General features: G+C 68.1%; 16 protein-coding genes. 6 read left to right on the forward strand and 10 right to left on the reverse strand.

Annotated features, from left to right (window positions below):
- Nucleotides 1–108: 108 nt before the first annotated feature.
- Together AC1DNG_RS02935 and AC1DNG_RS02940 are read right to left on the reverse strand one after the other, a co-directional pair.
- Entirely contained in the window at nucleotides 109–1,263 is a 1,155-nt protein-coding gene (locus tag AC1DNG_RS02935; protein ID WP_476886567.1) for a thiolase family protein, read from the reverse strand.
- Between the two features lie 118 nt (nucleotides 1,264–1,381).
- A complete protein-coding gene (locus AC1DNG_RS02940; protein ID WP_476886568.1) occupies nucleotides 1,382–2,794 on the reverse strand; it encodes a class I adenylate-forming enzyme family protein in 1,413 nt (470 codons plus the stop codon).
- A 58-nt stretch (nucleotides 2,795–2,852) separates the two neighbouring features.
- Here AC1DNG_RS02940 and ypfJ point away from each other — a divergent pair, with 58 nt between their 5' ends.
- On the forward strand, nucleotides 2,853–3,740 hold the full coding sequence (gene ypfJ, locus AC1DNG_RS02945) for a KPN_02809 family neutral zinc metallopeptidase (RefSeq protein ID WP_476849629.1): 888 nt from the start codon (nucleotides 2,853–2,855) through the stop codon (nucleotides 3,738–3,740).
- 69 nt (nucleotides 3,741–3,809) lie between these two features.
- On the opposite strand, the gene AC1DNG_RS02950 is transcribed toward ypfJ, so the two are convergent.
- The 7 genes from AC1DNG_RS02950 to AC1DNG_RS02980 form a co-directional block, all read right to left on the reverse strand.
- Nucleotides 3,810–4,406 carry a hypothetical protein gene (locus tag AC1DNG_RS02950; protein ID WP_476886569.1) on the reverse strand — a complete coding sequence of 199 codons (597 nt, stop codon included), beginning with the start codon at nucleotides 4,404–4,406 and terminating at the stop codon, nucleotides 3,810–3,812.
- A gap of 181 nt (nucleotides 4,407–4,587) precedes the next feature.
- A complete protein-coding gene (locus tag AC1DNG_RS02955; RefSeq protein WP_018772973.1) occupies nucleotides 4,588–4,920 on the reverse strand; it encodes a metal-sulfur cluster assembly factor in 333 nt (110 codons plus the stop codon).
- Between the two features lie 13 nt (nucleotides 4,921–4,933).
- Nucleotides 4,934–5,731 (reverse strand): Fe-S cluster assembly ATPase SufC, encoded by a 798-nt coding sequence (sufC, locus tag AC1DNG_RS02960; protein ID WP_026537381.1) that lies wholly within the window; start codon nucleotides 5,729–5,731, stop codon nucleotides 4,934–4,936.
- A gap of 88 nt (nucleotides 5,732–5,819) precedes the next feature.
- Nucleotides 5,820–6,179, reverse strand: coding sequence for a non-heme iron oxygenase ferredoxin subunit (locus tag AC1DNG_RS02965; protein WP_223917407.1), 360 nt, complete (start codon nucleotides 6,177–6,179; stop codon nucleotides 5,820–5,822).
- Nucleotides 6,180–6,210: 31 nt separating this feature from the next.
- Nucleotides 6,211–7,497, reverse strand: a complete 1,287-nt coding sequence (sufD, locus tag AC1DNG_RS02970; protein ID WP_028275513.1) for a Fe-S cluster assembly protein SufD — start codon at nucleotides 7,495–7,497, stop codon at nucleotides 6,211–6,213.
- Nucleotides 7,497–8,960 carry a Fe-S cluster assembly protein SufB gene (gene sufB / locus AC1DNG_RS02975; RefSeq protein ID WP_223917411.1) on the reverse strand — a complete coding sequence of 488 codons (1,464 nt, stop codon included), beginning with the start codon at nucleotides 8,958–8,960 and terminating at the stop codon, nucleotides 7,497–7,499. The genes sufD and sufB overlap by 1 nt, the downstream gene beginning before the upstream one ends.
- Nucleotides 8,960–9,823: a helix-turn-helix transcriptional regulator gene (locus AC1DNG_RS02980; RefSeq protein ID WP_476858598.1), complete on the reverse strand. Its 864-nt coding sequence runs from the start codon at nucleotides 9,821–9,823 to the stop codon at nucleotides 8,960–8,962. The genes sufB and AC1DNG_RS02980 overlap by 1 nt, the downstream gene beginning before the upstream one ends.
- A 171-nt stretch (nucleotides 9,824–9,994) precedes the next feature.
- On the opposite strand from AC1DNG_RS02980, the gene AC1DNG_RS02985 reads away from it, so the two are divergent.
- The 5 genes from AC1DNG_RS02985 to AC1DNG_RS03005 all read left to right on the forward strand — a co-directional run bounded on the left by AC1DNG_RS02985 (nucleotide 9,995) and on the right by AC1DNG_RS03005 (nucleotide 15,002).
- Nucleotides 9,995–10,963 (forward strand): ABC transporter ATP-binding protein, encoded by a 969-nt coding sequence (locus AC1DNG_RS02985; RefSeq protein ID WP_230008146.1) that lies wholly within the window; start codon nucleotides 9,995–9,997, stop codon nucleotides 10,961–10,963.
- A complete protein-coding gene (locus AC1DNG_RS02990) occupies nucleotides 10,960–11,772 on the forward strand; it encodes an ABC transporter permease (protein WP_230008147.1) in 813 nt (270 codons plus the stop codon). The genes AC1DNG_RS02985 and AC1DNG_RS02990 overlap by 4 nt, the downstream gene beginning before the upstream one ends.
- Before the next feature lie 7 nt (nucleotides 11,773–11,779).
- Nucleotides 11,780–12,724 carry a COX15/CtaA family protein gene (locus AC1DNG_RS02995; protein WP_476886570.1) on the forward strand — a complete coding sequence of 315 codons (945 nt, stop codon included), beginning with the start codon at nucleotides 11,780–11,782 and terminating at the stop codon, nucleotides 12,722–12,724.
- A gap of 286 nt (nucleotides 12,725–13,010) precedes the next feature.
- The gene (locus AC1DNG_RS03000; protein ID WP_476849623.1) at nucleotides 13,011–13,535 is read left to right on the forward strand and encodes a hypothetical protein; all 525 of its coding nucleotides are present in this window, start codon (nucleotides 13,011–13,013) and stop codon (nucleotides 13,533–13,535) included.
- Between the two features lie 306 nt (nucleotides 13,536–13,841).
- Nucleotides 13,842–15,002, forward strand: coding sequence for an acyltransferase family protein (locus AC1DNG_RS03005; RefSeq protein WP_476886571.1), 1,161 nt, complete (start codon nucleotides 13,842–13,844; stop codon nucleotides 15,000–15,002).
- Nucleotides 15,003–15,053: 51 nt separating this feature from the next.
- Here AC1DNG_RS03005 and AC1DNG_RS03010 read toward each other — a convergent pair whose 3' ends face one another.
- Entirely contained in the window at nucleotides 15,054–16,001 is a 948-nt protein-coding gene (locus tag AC1DNG_RS03010; RefSeq protein WP_476886572.1) for a threonine/serine dehydratase, read from the reverse strand.
- Nucleotides 16,002–16,037: the final 36 nt, after the last annotated feature.

A 16,037-nucleotide genomic window follows, 5' to 3' on the forward strand; every position in this document is an offset into this window, starting at 1 on the left:
CCCCTGCTCGCAGCCAGTGAACATGTGGCCCATATGTCCACTCCTCGTGCCCAGGACTGGGCATGTCCCCCGCCGGCACCTGCCACGCACATGTCCCCCCTCCCGGGGTCAGGTCAGGCGCGCGTACCCCAGCAGCGCGGCCGTGCCCATGCCGCCTGCGATGCTGATCATCGCCAGGGAAAGCTGCCCCGGCGCCGGGGACCTGCGGGCCTGTGCCAGCAGCCGGGTGACCAGTACCGCGCCCGAGGCTCCATAGGCGTGACCGAGGGCCAGGGCGCCGCCGTCGAGGTTGGCCTGGTCCGGGTCGATTCCCAGCTGGTCAAAGCACGCGAGCGTCTGGGCCGCGAAGGCCTCGTTGAATTCCACCAGGCCCACGTCCGCGGCCGTCAGTCCGTGTGCCGCGAGGAGCCGTTCGGCCGCCGCGGCCGCGCCGATGCCGAGGATCTGCGGCGCCACCCCGGCGGTGTCGGTTCCCAGGACCAGCAGCCCGTCGGCGGCGCCCAGCTGCCGGGCCCGCTCCATGGACGTGACGAGGACGGCGGCGGCACCGTCGGCGTCGAAACAGGAGTTACCGGCCGTGACCGTGCCGCCGCTGGCAAATACAGGCGGGAAACGGGCCATCAGGGCCGGGCCAAGACTCGGCCGCGGTCCGTCGTCGGCTGCCGCGGACCCCCCGGAGCCGGCGGCGAGGGGCACGATTTCGGCGGCGAACGTCCCGGCGGCCGCGGCGGCCAGGGCGCGTTGGTGGCTGCGGAGCGCGAAGGCGTCCTGGCGTTCCCGGCTGATGCCGAAGCGGGCGGCGACGTTTTCGGCCGCCACCCCCATGTCGGGGTCGCCGAAGCTCAGCGGCGCGAACTGGGCCCGGCTGTAGAAGTCCGGGCTGCCGTCGTCGTTGCGGTGGGCGCGGAGCGGAGCCGTGCTGATGCTCTCGACGCCGCCCGCGAGGTACAGGCCGCCGCCGCCCGCCGCGACCAGCCGGGAGGCCAGGACGATCGCGTCCAGACCCGAGCCGCATTGCCGGTCCACGGTAACGCCGGGGACGGTGACCGGCAGGCCCGCCTCCAGCGCGGCGAGCCGGGCCACGTTCCCGCCGCCGCCCACGGCGTTGCCGATCACGACGTCGGTCACGGCCTCTGCGGTTGCGCCGGCGCCGGCATCGGCGAGCAGGCCGCGGAGCACCGGAGCCAGGAGTTCGTGGGCGCGGAGCTTCTTCAGGGCCCCGTTGGCCCGGCACAGCGGCGTCCGGCGCGCGGCGATGATCACCGGCTGCCTGTCCTCGGGCAGTAGCCCGGGGAACGACAGCCCGGGAACAGACCGCCCGCGGAAAGACGGTCCGCGGGTCGGCTGCCCGGGTGCTGCCGGCCCGCTGCCCGCGCGCGGCTCAGCCAAGACGCCGGATCCTGGGATCGTTCCGGGCCACCCAGTCCAGCAGCAGCTGCCGGCTGATTTTGCCGCGGTCCGTCAGGGGCAGCTCCGTCAGCACGAAGTACTCCAGGGGGCGCTTGTTCCGGGCCAGCACATCGTCGATCCCGGACCGCAGCTGGGTGGCGGTGACCGCCCCGTGCGAGGGCACGACGCCGGCCACGACGCGCTGGCCGCGAAGATCGTCAAGCATGCCGGCCGCCACGGCCGCCGCGACGCCCGGGACGGAGGCCAGCGCCATCTCGACCTCATGCGGGTAGACGTTGGTGCCGGCGGTGATGATCATGTCGGAGCGGCGGCCCAGCATGTGCAGGGTCCCGTCGGAGAGGTAGCCCTGGTCCCCCACGGTGTACCAGCCGTCGAAACAGCGTAGCGCCTGGCCGTCGTCACCCCACAGGTAGCCGTTGCTGACCATGCCGCTGCGGACGCAGATGTTGCCGTCGCTGCCGTCCGGGAGTTCGGCGCCGTCGTCGCCGAGGATGCGGATTTCGACGCCGGGAAAGGGCTTCCCGATGCCGGTCCCGCCCGGCTCGACTGGCTCGCCCGGACGCAACCCTGCACCCGAGACGAAGCTGAGCTCGGAGGCGCCGTAGTACTCGAAAATGGTCGCGTTGGGGGCCCAGCGCCGGGCCGCCTCCAGCGTCCGGGCGTCCAGCTTGGAACCGGCGCAGATGATGCTGCGGATGCCGGAGGCATCGACACCGCCGGTAAGGCCCCGCTCGCTGAGCAGCCGGAGCATGGTGGGCACCAGGACCAGGCGGGTAATGCCGTCGTGGCTGACGGCCGCGTGGGCGGCGCCGACGTCGAAGTGGTCCAGGCTGTGGAACTCGGCGCCGGCATACAGGCATTCGGCGAGGGCGTAGAGGTTCAGGCTTGCCGCGAGCGGCCCGGGAGCCAGGGACTTGTCGTCCTGCGTCAGTGCGAAGAATTCGATGGAGGCCTCGAAGGATTCCTGCCAGGACCGCCGCGAGCGGGTGAACGCCTTGGGCACCGAGGTCGTGCCGGACGTCAGGCCGACCAGGAACGAGGTCTCCGGCGGCCCGTCGACCAGGAACGGGTCCGGCCCGGGAGCTGCACGCGCCGGACCCGTTTCCGACCCGGCGATGCGGGCGGTGATGCCGTCCTGGAGTTGCTGGGGCCAGGCCGGGTCCAACACGGCGCACTGCCGCTCACCAGCCACGGCCGCGGCGAACGCTATGGCGAAGTGAGTTGAATTTTGTTCGGACAGCACAGTGATGGCCGGCGCCGAGGGCACCAGGGCCGCCGCGTTGTCCCGCAGGGCAGACCAGCTGAGGTGCTCTCCGGACACGACGACGGCTGTCTCGTCGGGACGGTCATCGGCCCAGCGCTGGAGTCTGTCGAGAAAAGGCATCGAACCAACTTTAGCGTTGCCGGGCGCCGCGGCTGCGTGTGCGGGATATTGTGACTCCATGAGCTTTAACGACAACGCCCCGCTGGACCCGTCACAAGTCCAGGACCGTCGCGGGATGGGCCGCGGTCCGATGATCGGCGGCGGGATCGGCGGCGGCATCATCCTGCTGCTGGCAGCCCTCTTTGGCATCAATCCCCAGCTTCTCGAGGGTCTGGCCGGCACCGTCCAGGAGCCCCAGTCGCAGAGCCAGGGCTCTGCCCCCGCCTGCCAGACCGGCGCCGACGCCGACGCCCGCCTCGACTGCAGGATCACCGGCACGGTGAACAGCCTGAACGCCTTCTGGCCGGCCTATTTGTCGCAGTACAACACCAAGTACCCGCGGCCGAAGGCCGTGATCTTCACCGGCGGAACCAACACCGGCTGCGGCGCCGCCACCTCGGACGTGGGGCCGTTCTACTGCCCCGTTGACACCACGGCGTACTTCGATCCCGGCTTCTTCCAGGAGCTTGTGGACCGGTTTGGCTCCTCAGGCGGTCCCCTGGCGCAGGAATATGTGGTGGCCCACGAATTCGGCCACCACGTCCAGAACCTGCTTGGCGACCTCGACCGGGCGCAACAGGATCCGCAGGGCCCCGGCTCCGGGGGTGTCCGGGTTGAACTCCAGGCAGACTGCTACGCAGGGCTGTGGGCCCACTATGCAACAACGCAGGCGGATCCCAAGACCGGCCAGCCCTATCTCGACCCCTTCACTGACCAGGACGTGAAGGACGCCCTGTCGGCGGCCTCGGCCGTCGGTGATGACCGCATCCAGAAGGCCGCCACGGGCCGCGTCTCACCGGAGGCATGGACCCATGGCTCAAGTGCCCAGCGGCAGAAGTGGTTCTACCAGGGGTACACCACCGGGGACATCAACAAGTGCGACACGTTCGCGGTGGCAACGCCTTAGCCCCACCCCCTGGCCCCAGCCCCCTGGCCCCAACCCTTCGGCCCAACTCTCGGGCCTAAACCCGAGGCCTCACCCGCGCTGCCGGCGCCGGACCGGGACCTCGACGTAGCTGAGGAATCCGGCGTGGCCCAGGTGCCGGTGCTTTGCGTGCCACACGGGCCGGTATTGGTGCCCGAAGGGGTCGGTCACCAGTACCGATTCCAGCCGGTCGTTTCCGGCCAGGAGGCGGTCGACGTCGGCCAGCGCATTGCGCCGCGTCGCCAGACCGTCGATGTCCAGGCTCCAAAGCCCCAGCTCAGCATCGGTTCCGCGTTCCAGCTGCAGCGTCTCGAACAGTCCGGCCACGAGCCCGGCGAGCCCGACGGGGTCAACCCGTTGCAGCCGAAGGGACTCGGGATGCACGTCACGCGCCTCGGCGAGGGCCTGGCGCAGCCAGTGGAACTCCACCGATCCCAGGGGCGGTCCCATGCGCAGGTGGCGGTTCTCGTCCAGCTCCAGCCGGTAGGTAGTGGCGCTGCGGTCCATGATGCACGGAGCTTCGCCGACATATTCGAAGTCGGCCAGCAGGGCTTCCCGGGACCGGTAGTAGGAGAACTCGCCGCTGTCCTCGACAACCACGAAGTCCTTGCCCGCATCGGAGGGCCGCGGCGGTGGCGTGGCATCCATTCCCGTGTGCCTCCTGTTCGACGGCGTGCCCGGCCCGAAGCGTGTGGACCCGTTGTCTTTATCAGACCACCGCCGGGACGATATGGGAACGGCGGCGGGAACGCCGGAACGAAAAGACGACGGCGGCCCCGCCTCAATGAGGTGGGGCCGCCGTCGGCGTAATTAGGGAGGCGGTGGGGACCTAGATGTTGAAGCCCAGGGCTCGCATCTGGTCGCGGCCGTCCTCGGTGATCCGTTCCGGACCCCATGGCGGCATCCACACCCAGTTGAGCCGCCAGTCGTCGACGATCCCGTCCAGGGCCTTGCCGACCTGCTCCTCGATCACGTCGGTGAGCGGGCAGGCGGCGGTGGTGAGGGTCATGTCGATCAGCAGGGCGCCGTCGTCGTCCGAGTACTTCAGACCGTACAGCAGGCCCAGATCAACGATGTTCACCCCGAGTTCCGGGTCGATCACATCCTTGAGCGCCTCTTCGACATCCTCGAGGCCCGTGCGGGCCACATTGAGTTCGGTCATTGCGGAGTCCTAACTACGCCTGGGCTGCAGCCGAGGCGGCAGCGATGGTGGCCGCCCCTGCGCCGGTGGCGTAGCGGTCGTAGCCTTCGTCTTCGAGGCGGTCGGCGAGCTCCGGGCCGCCCTCTTCCACAACCTGGCCATCGACGAACACGTGCACGAAGTCCGGCTTGATGTAGCGCAGGATCCGGGTGTAGTGCGTGATGAGCAGGGTGCCCATGTTGCCTTCGCCGTGGGCGCGGTTGACGCCCTCGGAGACAACCTTGAGCGCGTCGACGTCCAGGCCGGAGTCGGTCTCGTCGAGGATGGCGAACTTCGGCTTGAAGAGCTCGAGCTGGAGGATCTCGACGCGCTTCTTCTCGCCGCCGGAGAAGCCTTCGTTGACGTTGCGCTGGGTGAAGTCGGCGTCGATGCGCAGCTGCGCCATGGCGGCCTTGACGTCCTTGGTCCACGTGCGCAGCTTGGGGGCTTCGCCGTCGATCGCGGTCTTGGCGGTGCGCAGGAAGTTGGTCATGCTCACGCCCGGGACCTCGACGGGGTACTGCATGGCGAGGAACAGGCCGGCGCGGGCGCGCTCGTCGACGCTCATGGCGAGGACGTCTTCACCGTCGAGGGTGATCGTGCCGGAGGTGACGTTGTAGCGCGGGTGCCCGGCGATGGTGGACGCCAGCGTGGACTTGCCGGAGCCGTTGGGGCCCATGATGGCGTGCGTCTCGCCGGTCCTGATGGTCAGGCTGACGCCCTTCAGGATTTCCTTGGTGCCCTGCTCGGTGTCAATGCTGACGTGCAGGTCCTTGATCTCAAGAGTCGACATGTGTCTTGTTCTCCTCTGCACCGTGCCCTCGGCACTGTGCGTTTTCTTGGCGATAAGTTTTCTTGTGCGGGTTGCCGGCTGCAGGCAGCTAGCTGAAGTTGGGAGCCTCGGCGCCGTTCAGGACGTTGGTGAAGTCCACGTAGACCTCGTCATCCAGGACGGTCACGGCAAACACGGGAACGGGATCATAGGCCGGCAGCTGGAGCGGCTCGCCGCTGCGCAGGTCGAACTGGGAGCCGTGGCCCCAGCACTCGATCTTGCAGCCTTCGACTTCTCCTTCGGAGAGCGAAATGTCCGCGTGCGAGCAGGTGTCGCCGATGGCGTGGATCTCCCCCATCGAGTCCTTCACGATCGCTACCGGGTAGTCGTCGATCAGGATCCGCAGCGCCTGCTTGAGTTGGATCTCGCTGGCGTTGCAGACTAGCTCGCCCTTTGGCTGTTCAGTCATTGATGTCGTCCGTGTTCTCTGGTGCTGCGCACTAGTGGTTGGTCGCCGCGAGTTCGCGCTCGACGGCTTCCGTGAGGCGCTCTTCGATGGCCGGAACGTTGATCTTCTGGATGATCTCGTTCAGGAACCCGCGGACCACCAGGCGGCGGGCCACCTCTTCCGGGATGCCACGGGCCATTAGGTAGAACAGGTGCTGATCATCGAATCGTCCGGTGGCGCTGGCGTGGCCGGCGCCGGCGATCAGGCCGGTCTCAATCTCAAGGTTCGGCACGGAATCGGCGCGGGCACCGTCGGTCAGGACCAGGTTGCGGTTGGCCTCGTAGGTGTCGGTGCCTTCTGCTTCCTTGCGGATCAGAACGTCACCGACCCACACGGTGTGCGCGTTGCGGCCCTGCAGGGCGCCCTTGTACAGGACGTTGGACTTGCAGTTGGCCACGGCGTGGTCAACGAACAGGCGCTGCTCGAGGTGCTGGCCGGCGTCGGCGAAGTACAGGCCGAACAGTTCCACTTCGGCGCCCGGGGCGGTGAAGCGTGCCGAAGGCGTGACCCGCACGAGGTCGCCGCCGAGGCTGACGACGATGTGCTTGAACTTCGCGTCGCGGCCGAGCTTCGCCTGCTGGGAGGAGGCGTGGACGGCGTCGTCGTTCCATTCCTGGAGCGAGATGACGGTCAGCTGCGCGCCCTCCTCAACGAGGATTTCGATGTTTTCCGAGACGACGGCGGTGCCCTGGTGGTCCAGGACGACGACCGACTTGGAGAACTTTTCCGCGACGATCACGACGTGCTGCGCGGAAGCTTCGGTGCCCTGGCCGGTCAGCAGCACGCTGACCTCGCCCTCCACCTCGACCTCGGACGGGACCGTGATGACAGTGGCCTCGGCGAAGTTCTCCCAGGCGTTCGCGGAGACGCGGTCCTCGGGGATGGCGGCGGAGCCGATCCGGCGGTCGTCACGGCCGACGGTCTCGACCCTGACGCTGTCCGGAGCGGTGACGCTCACGGCCGGCGCCGCACCGGTGAGGACCTCGGTGTGCAGGCCGCGGAGGCGCTTGAGCGGGGTGAAGCGCCAGTCCTCCTCCATGCCGGTCAGCGGTTTGAAGTCCGCCAGCTTGTAGGAGGTCAGGCGGCCGGCGCGTGAGCTGTCCGGTACGCCGACGCCGCCGCCGTGCGAGTGGCGCTTGACGGCCTCGCCGGCCAGCGGCGCCTTGGACTCCGCGGCGTTCAGCGGTGAGAGGCTTTCGCCTTCCTCGGTGAAGCCGTTGATGAACGGCTGGGCTGAGGGCGCGCCGATGCGGGCCTTTTCAGTAGTGATGTCAGTCATTAACCGACCGATCCTTCCATCTGCAGTTCAATCAGTCGGTTCAGCTCGAGGGCGTATTCCATCGGCAGTTCGCGGGCAATCGGCTCGATGAAGCCGCGGACGATCATCGCCATGGCCTCGTCTTCGCGCATGCCGCGGGACATCAGGTAGAACAGCTGCTCCTCGCTGACCCGCGAGACCGTGGCCTCGTGGCCCATCGTGACGTCGTCCTCGCGGATGTCGATGTACGGGTAGGTATCCGACCGGCTGATGGTGTCCACCAGGAGGGCGTCGCAGCGGACCGTGTTGGCCGAGTGCTTGGCGCCTTCGCGGACCTGGACCAGGCCGCGGTAGGCAGCACGGCCGCCGCCGCGGGCCACGGACTTGGAGATGATCGAGCTCTTGGTGTTGGGCGCGATGTGGACCATCTTGGAGCCGGTGTCCTGGTGCTGGCCTTCGCCGGCGAACGCGATGGACAGGGTCTCGCCCTTGGCGCCTTCGCCCACGAGGTAGACGGCCGGGTACTTCATGGTGACCTTGGAGCCGATGTTGCCATCGATCCACTCCATGGTGGCGCCCTCTTCGCAGATGGCGCGCTTGGTCACCAGGTTGTACACGTTGGTGGACCAGTTCTGGATGGTCGTGTAGCGGACGCGGGCGCCCTTCTTCACGATGATTTCCACGACGGCGGAGTGCAGCGAGTCCGAGGTGTAGATCGGCGCGGTGCAGCCTTCGATGTAGTGGACGTAGGAGTCCTCGTCGGCAATGATCAGCGTGCGCTCGAACTGGCCCATGTTTTCCGTGTTGATGCGGAAGTAGGCCTGCAGCGGGATGTCCACGTGGACGCCCTTGGGCACGTACACGAAGGAACCGCCGGACCAGACGGCCGTGTTCAGCGACGCGAACTTGTTATCGCCCACCGGGATGATGGTGCCGAAGTACTCCTGGAAGATCTCCGGGTGTTCGCGCAGCGCGGTGTCGGTGTCCAGGAAGATGACGCCCTGGGCTTCCAGGTCCTCGCGGATCTGGTGGTAGACCACTTCAGACTCGTACTGGGCGGCGACGCCGGAGACGAGGCGGCTGCGCTCGGCTTCCGGGATGCCCAGCTTCTCGTAGGTGTTCCGGATGTCCTCGGGCAGGTCCTCCCAGGTGGCGGCCTGCTTCTCGGTGGAGCGCACGAAGTACTTGATGTTGTCGAAGTCGATGCCGGACAGGTCCGCGCCCCAGGTGGGCATGGGCTTGCGGTCGAAGTACTTCAGGCCCTTGAGCCGGAGGTCGAGCATCCATTCCGGCTCGTTCTTCTTGGCCGAAATATCGCGAACAACGTCCTCATTGATGCCGCGGCGGGCGTTGGCCCCGACGTCGTTCTTGTCGGCCCAGCCGTACTCATAGGTGCCAATTCCGTGGAGCTCGGGATTCTTTTCCAGAATCTCCGAAATCACAGTAGAGTCAGCAACCTTCTTCTCTGATAGTTGGTCCGTCATCACGGCCTTTCTTGGAGATGGTTGGATACTTCGTCCGGGTTGACCGGTGCAGCGGGACTGGGAGTCCCGACGGCGGCCGGACGGCCCGTAGGTATGTGGGTGGTGCAGACGTGCCCGCCGCGCGCCAGGGTGGACAGCCGGCGCACATCGACGCCGACCAGCCGGGAGAACACTTCGGTCTCCACGTCGCAGAACACGGGGAACTGGGCAGCCAGGTGCTGGATGGGGCAGTGCCCCTGGCAGAGCTGGACGCTGGAGAGCGCCGCCGGGAGCGGGGCCTTGGCTTCGATCGACTGCGCCGAGGCGACGAACCCGTCGCGGCTCAGCGCCGCGGAGAGAGCCTGGGCGCGGGCCGTGATGTCCGGTCCGGCCTGCTCGATCTCCGGTGCGTAGCGGCGCTCCATGTCGGCGAACCGCTCGACGGCGAACTGCCGCACGGCCTCGGGGCCGGCCGCCTCGCCGAGCCGGCGCAGCGCCACGGAGGCGATGTCGAGGTAGTCGTTGCCCAGGTTCGACTGGCCCTGGGAGCTCAGGACGTAGCGGCGGGCGGGCCGTCCGGCGCCGGCACCGGCGCGGGCAACCCGCTTGACCTCAATCACTCCGGTGCGCGCGAGGTGGTCCAGGTGGCGGCGCACGGCGGCCGGAGTGAAGCCCAGGAGGTCGCCGAGTTCGGCCGCGCTGATGGGTCCGTGCTCCAGCACCGCGTTCAGGACGCGGTCACGCGTGCGCTCTTCGGCGTCGTGCGTGTGGGTGCCGGCAGCCGCGGGAACGGCGTCCGGAACGGCCGCCACGTGTACCCGGGCAGGCCGGACGCGCGCGGCGCCGCGCCCGGACGGGACTGCGGACGCAGCGGCTCCGGACACAGGGCCTCCGGACACAGCTGCTCCAGACACAGCGGCTCCGGACACAAGGGGGCTCATGGAATACACAACACAATCATGTCGTAATTTAGTCCGGCATTCCAGTAAGGCATGGCTTGCCTGCGGGACGCCCCCTCCGGGGAGCCGACGTACTACATCGCGTAGAATGCTGTGGTGCGATCTCCCGAATCCCCCGTTCTGACCATCAGCGGGCTTGTCAAGGATGTTGGTCCACTGCCCACCCTCGACGGCAAGATGCTGCGCGTGGTCAGCGGCCTTTCCCTCATCGCCGAACGCGGCCAAGTCACGGCCCTGCTCGGCGCCAATGGCGCGGGCAAGACCACCACCATCGAATGCGCCCAGGGGCTGCAAAAGCGCACCGCCGGCGCCATCAGCCTACTCGGCCACGATCCGGATTCGGCCGGCGCGGGCCTCCGCGCCCGGGTGGGCGTGATGCTGCAGGACGGCGGCCTGCCGCCGTCGGCCCGGCCCATCCCCCTGCTGCGGCACATCGCCGGCATGTACCAGGACCCGTGGCCGGTGGATGAACTCATCGGCCGCCTGGGCATCGACTCCTTCAGCCGCACCAACGTGCGGCGCCTGTCCGGCGGGCAGAAACAGCGCCTCGCCCTGGCCGCGGCGCTGGTCGGCAATCCGGAGGTCCTGTTCCTCGACGAGCCCAGCGCGGGCCTCGACCCGCAGTCCCGCCAAATGGTCTTCGATCTCATCTCCGAACTGCGGAACAGCGGCATGGGCATCATCCTGACGACGCACCTGATGGACGACGCCCAGCGGCTGGCGGACTACGTCTACATCATCGACGCCGGCCGCAACGTCGCCGAGGGCACCGTCGCCCAGCTCCTGCGCCACCAGCTCCCGGTGGGCGACGCGTCGCAGCACATACGCACCTTGTTGTTCGAAACCGAACCAGGCCTGGACTTCGCCGGCGTGCTGCCCGACGGCGTCGACGTCACCGAGGCGCGGGCCGGCAGTTACGCCGTGACCGGAGCCCTGACCCCCGCCGACCTCGCCGCGATCACCGCGTGGTGGGCCCAGCGCGGAATCATGCCCAGCTCCCTGAGCCTTGAAGCGCGCAGCCTCGAGGACGTCTTCCTGGACATCTCCGGAAGGGAGATCCGATGAACCGCGTAACAGGTGGTGCCCCGCTGGAGAGCGCACGCCGTGCCGGCGCGCCCCCCGCCGCGCATGGCAGCGCGCCCGCTTCCCTGCTGCGCCGCATCCTGCTGCAGGGGCAGTACGAAACAGTCACCATGCTCAGGAACGGCGAGCAGCTGATCCTCGCGATCGTGCTGCCGCTGCTGGCCATGGTCGGGCTGACCGTGACGCCGCTGCTGGACGGGCTCGGTTCGAGCCGCATCAATGTCGCCGTCCCCGGCATCCTGGCCCTGTGCGCCATGTCCACGGCCTTCACCGGGCAGGGCATCTCCACCGGCTTCGACCGCCGCTACGGCGTCCTGCGCTTTCTTTCCACGACACCCCTGGGCCGCACCGGCCTGATTGCGGGGAAGGTCCTGGCCGTCCTGGCGGTGCTGTTCCTGCAGGTGCTCATCGTGACCGCGGTGGCCGTGCTGCTGGGCTGGCAGCCCAATCCCGCGGGCTGGCTGCCCGGGCTGGCCATCCTGATCCTCGGCGCCGCCGCCTTCACGGCACTCGGGCTGCTGGTCGCCGGGACGGTCCGGCCGGAGGCGACCCTGGCCATCACCAACCTGCTCTGGATCCTGCTCGGCGCGCTGGGCGGAATCGTGATTCCGGCCGAACGGCTCCCGGCGCTGGCCCAGGCTGTGGTGCATTTCCTCCCCTCCGGCGCGCTGGGCCAGGCGCTGAGGGATGCTTTCCTGTACGGCAGCGTCAATGGTGCCGCCGTTCTTGTCCTGCTGCTCTGGACGGCGATCGCCGGCGGCGCAGCAACCCGTTGGTTTAAGTGGAATTGAGAAAACTGTGAGCACGGCGTCACGAACTCCCCGGATTGTCTCCGGAATCACGTCCCGGCTGCCAGTCCGCGTCGATAAGACGATCAGGCGGCTGGCCGTGCTGTCCCTCATTGGCCAGATCGTCCTGGTGGTGACCGGCGGTGCCGTCCGCCTGACGGCCTCGGGCCTTGGCTGCCCCACGTGGCCGCGCTGCACGGAGGGGTCCCTGGCGACCACCCCGGAAATGGGGATCCACGGAATCATCGAATTCGGCAACCGGCTCCTGACGTTTGCGCTGGCGGCTGTCGCCGTGATGATGCTGGTCTATCTGTGGAACCTCCGCAAGGAGCGCCGCGACCTCTTCCTGCTGGCCCTCGGCCTGCTCGCCAGCATCCCGGCCCAGGCCGTCATCGGCGGCATCACGGTGCTGACCCAGCTGAACCCGTGGGTCGTAGGCCTGCACTTCCTCGTGTCCATGGCCCTCGTGGTCCTGGCGACCCTTCTGGTGAACCGGGCGTACGGCCGCACGGGCAAGGCCCGGACCGTGCAGCTTCCCGCCCTGCCGGGCGTTGCCCGCCCGGTGATGACCGCCGTCGCGGTCCTCTCCGCCGTCGCGGTCTGCCTCGGTGTGGTGGTGACCGGCGCCGGTCCGCATGCCGGGGACGCGAACGCCCCGCGCAACGACCTCGACTGGGACCTGTTCGCGCACATCCACGCCGTGCCCGCCTACCTGGTGACCGCCGGCGCGCTGTTCGCGCTGGTCCTTGTGGTCCGCGGGCGGATTCAGGGGCCGTTCCGCTCCGCGGTGTTCATGCTCCTGGGCGTCACGGTGCTGCAGGCCGCAATCGGCTTCACGCAGTACTACAACGGCATCCCGGCGCTGCTCGTCGGCGCTCACATGCTGGCGGCGGCACTGCTGATGAGCGCGGCGACCAACGCCGCGGACCTCGCCCGCTACAGCCCGGTGGACTAACCGGTGGACTAATCAGCCGCAGCACCCCTGAACAAAGCATCGCGGGGTCACTTACCGCCCTTCCGGCACGTCCGGACGGGCCGTAAGTGGCCCCGCGTTTGCTGTCTGTTGCTGTCTGAGCCCTCGTACGGGCGCTGCGGCAACAATGACCAGTAGCGCATTCACCTCCCGGGGGCTGGCCTTGACGGGATTTCCGGGTGGACTATGGGATGGCATGGATATGGATCGTCGCGGCCGTGGGCTTTCCTCGTTCGTTCCCGTGACGCTGACCGGAAGGCCTTCTCTGATGCAAGCGACAGAACCGACCGTGCCTCCTTCACCCTCAGCCCGCCAACGCGCGGCGAGCCTCAAAGAACGCGTCTACATCATCTTCACGAGCCTGGCCGTGGTGTTGGCGCTTCGGAGTCACGCGGACGAGACCACGCCGCTGGCAGCGGCGGCGACGCTCAGCATCGTGGTGATCGGCTCCCTGCTGGGGATTTTCGTCGCCGACCTCCTGAGCCACCTGACTGTTCATTCGAAGCTTCCCACCGGTGAAGAGCTGCACCACATGATCGCGGTCAGCGCGGGCGGCCTCGGCGTCCTGGTCACCCCGCTGCTCCTCCTCACGGCAGCCGGCCTCGGTCTGTGGTCGACGGCCGTTGCCCTCGGGTGGGCAGTCGCTGTTCTGGTTGTTTCGCTCGGCATCGTCGGGTTCCTCGCGATCCGCCGCCTCGAGATTCCGCTGCGTCACAAGGCCGCCATCATGTTCGCCGAAGTCGTGTTGAGCCTGCTGGTAATCGGGCTGGAGCTGGTGGCCCACAATCTCTAAAGAGGCCTAAAGGCGTCCCCCTCGACGCCCGGTTACCGGCCGGTCACTTGTCCAAACGGGAAAGATTTCGGAATACTGGAAGGTGTGGCCCCTTTTCGGGCCGGCCCTACAACCAACCGCAGAGCCGGGCAGCCGCAGAACCGGGCAGCCGCAGAACCGGCGTCAGGTTTCGTCCAGCCAAGGCGGGAATACTTGGATAGGGCGCAGGACTGGCGCCGCAATCGCATCCATGGATAGACGGACGGCGCGGTTTTGCCTTGATGCAGCTGGAATCGGAACCGGCCAGACAGAGGCACCGGAGGTTATGTGGCGTTACTAGTCGGCGAAAGGCCCGCACAGACGGTCCAACATACTGCAAAGCGCCCGCGGCTGGACGGCCTGGACGTTCTTCGCGGTGCCGCCGTGGGCGCCGTCCTGCTCGGTCATTCCTGGCCCGGCATATTCCAGGGCGCCGGCATCGTGGGTGTCATTGCCTTCTTCGTGTTGAGCGGTTACCTGATCACCAACGTGCTGGTCGGCGATATCGAACGGCACCGTAAGATTCGTTACGGGCGCTTCTATGCGCACAGGGCCTTCCGGCTGGTGCCGGCACTGGTTTCTCTCCTGGGCGTCTACGCGATCGTCGAATTGGCCACCGACGTCCTCGGTGACCGGTCCAAGGGAATCGTGGGCTACACCGTCCTCGCCGGTCTTGGCTACCTCAAAGACCTCCCCCTGCCGTTCGACGTCAGCATGGCGATCGGACCGCTCTGGACGCTGGCGGTGGAAGAACAGTTCTACCTGATCTGGCCCGCGCTGCTGGTGCTCGCCCTGCGGCGCAACCGCCAGGGAAAGCTGATTGGCTGGTCCGCCGCCGTCGCGCTGTTCCTCATGTCGGCCAGTGTGCTGACAATGGTGACCCTGGCCCCGCAACTTCACTCCTTGGTCTACGCGCTGCCGACCACGTGGGGCCTGGGCCTGATCATCGGTTCGGCCTTGCGGTTGTACAGGGTCCATGTGTTCAACTGGTTCACCGGCCGTTGGCTCAGGCGCGCGGCCCTGCTCGGTTCCGTCGCCGTCCTGGCCGCGCTGATCTACTTCCCGAAGGCCAACGAAACGCCGGCCTTCATGTTCATTGGCGGCCCGCTGGCCATGGCCGCCGCGGCCGTCCTGGTCGCACTGGCCGCCTCCCGAACCGCAGTGATGCCGAAGTGGACGCGCCCGGTGCAGCTGCTGGGCACTGTCTCCTACGCCGCGTACCTCTGGAACTACGCCGTCATTCTTTGGCTCAACGGCGGCTCCACGGCCGATCTGCCGCCGCTCATCGCGGTGTCCGCCATTGTGGTGACCCTGCTCATTGCGGTCATCAGCTGGCACACTGTCGAACGGCTCGGGCGGATCGCGCGGGCCCGCTTCGACCAGCACTATTCGGCCCGCTACCATCCGGACCGGCAGCAGGCCGGCAGCGCCGCTTCCCGGCACGGTTAGGCGGCACGGTTAGGCGGCACGGTTCAGGCGGCACCCCTCAGTCGGCGCTGTTCAGTCGCTACCAGGGTCGTCCTCCAGCGTGCAGGCATCGGTGTTCGCCCCGCAGACGATCACCGCGACGCGTTCCCCTTCGGCGGGTGTGTACGCCCCTGACGTGAGCGCCGCGAACGCAGCCGCAGCCCCGTATTCGGCGGGGATCCGGTAATCGCCCCACAACTGTGACCGGGCGGCGACGATGGCGGCGTCGTCCACCAGCACAGAGGTCGGCGGGACGCGTGAGGCGATGCTGAAGGCGATCCCACCCACGCGCCTGGCCCCGAGGGAGTCCGCGGCGACGCCCGAAACGGCCACATCGACCGGGCGGCCGGCGTCGAGGGCCGCGTGCAGCGTGGGGATGGTGTAGGGCTCGACCGCGACGACGCGGGCCCGGCCCTCGGCAGCTGCCGCCACGCCCGCATAGAGTCCGCCGCCGCCGACGGCGACGACGATCGTGTCGATGCCGGGCTCGTCCTCGAGGATTTCCTCGGCCAGGGTGCCTGCGCCTGCCGCAATTTCCAGCTGGTCGTACGCATGGCAGAACAGGGCGCCGGTATCTTCCACGTAGTGCATTGCGGCCGCGAAAGCCTCCGCGTACTCGGCGCCGACCTGCCGGACCGTGGCGTTGTACGCGAGGAGACGCTCGACCTTTACCCGCGGGGCGTTCTCCGGGACGAACACCGTCGCCGGCACACCGAGGACCGCGGCGGCGTACGCGTTCGCCAAACCCGCGTTGCCGCCCGACGCCGCCACTACACCGACTGCCGGGTCAAGCTCCCCGCGCTCCCGGGCGGCGAGCTGGCGGTTGAAGGCGCCGCGTGCCTTGAAGACGCCCGTGTGCTGCAGGAACTCACATTTGAACCAGAGCGGGGCGGCAGCGGTACCACCACGGAGCAACGGTGTGCGCCGCACGTGGCCACTGATGCGGTTCTGTGCCTGAAGTACATCGCTGCGGTTGATCACGGGCTCCCCCTGGGGTTGTGTCGCCTGGCCGGTTCG

The sequence above is a fragment of the Arthrobacter sp. 01T425 genome, assembly GCF_056398725.1.

Bases quoted from the DNA above. Each gene is read 5' to 3' on its own strand.
- sufB (WP_223917411.1), bottom strand. From the start codon at position 8,960: ATGACGGACCAACTATCAGAGAAGAAGGTTGCTGACTCTACTGTGATT.
- AC1DNG_RS02990 (WP_230008147.1), top strand. From the start codon at position 10,960: ATGAACCGCGTAACAGGTGGTGCCCCGCTGGAGAGCGCACGCCGTGCC.
- AC1DNG_RS02940 (WP_476886568.1), bottom strand. From the start codon at position 2,794: ATGCCTTTTCTCGACAGACTCCAGCGCTGGGCCGATGACCGTCCCGAC.
- sufD (WP_028275513.1), bottom strand. From the start codon at position 7,497: ATGACTGACATCACTACTGAAAAGGCCCGCATCGGCGCGCCCTCAGCC.
- AC1DNG_RS03000 (WP_476849623.1), top strand. From the start codon at position 13,011: ATGCAAGCGACAGAACCGACCGTGCCTCCTTCACCCTCAGCCCGCCAA.
- AC1DNG_RS02965 (WP_223917407.1), bottom strand. From the start codon at position 6,179: ATGACTGAACAGCCAAAGGGCGAGCTAGTCTGCAACGCCAGCGAGATC.
- sufC (WP_026537381.1), bottom strand. From the start codon at position 5,731: ATGTCGACTCTTGAGATCAAGGACCTGCACGTCAGCATTGACACCGAG.
- AC1DNG_RS02950 (WP_476886569.1), bottom strand. From the start codon at position 4,406: ATGGATGCCACGCCACCGCCGCGGCCCTCCGATGCGGGCAAGGACTTC.
- ypfJ (WP_476849629.1), top strand. From the start codon at position 2,853: ATGAGCTTTAACGACAACGCCCCGCTGGACCCGTCACAAGTCCAGGAC.
- AC1DNG_RS02955 (WP_018772973.1), bottom strand. From the start codon at position 4,920: ATGACCGAACTCAATGTGGCCCGCACGGGCCTCGAGGATGTCGAAGAG.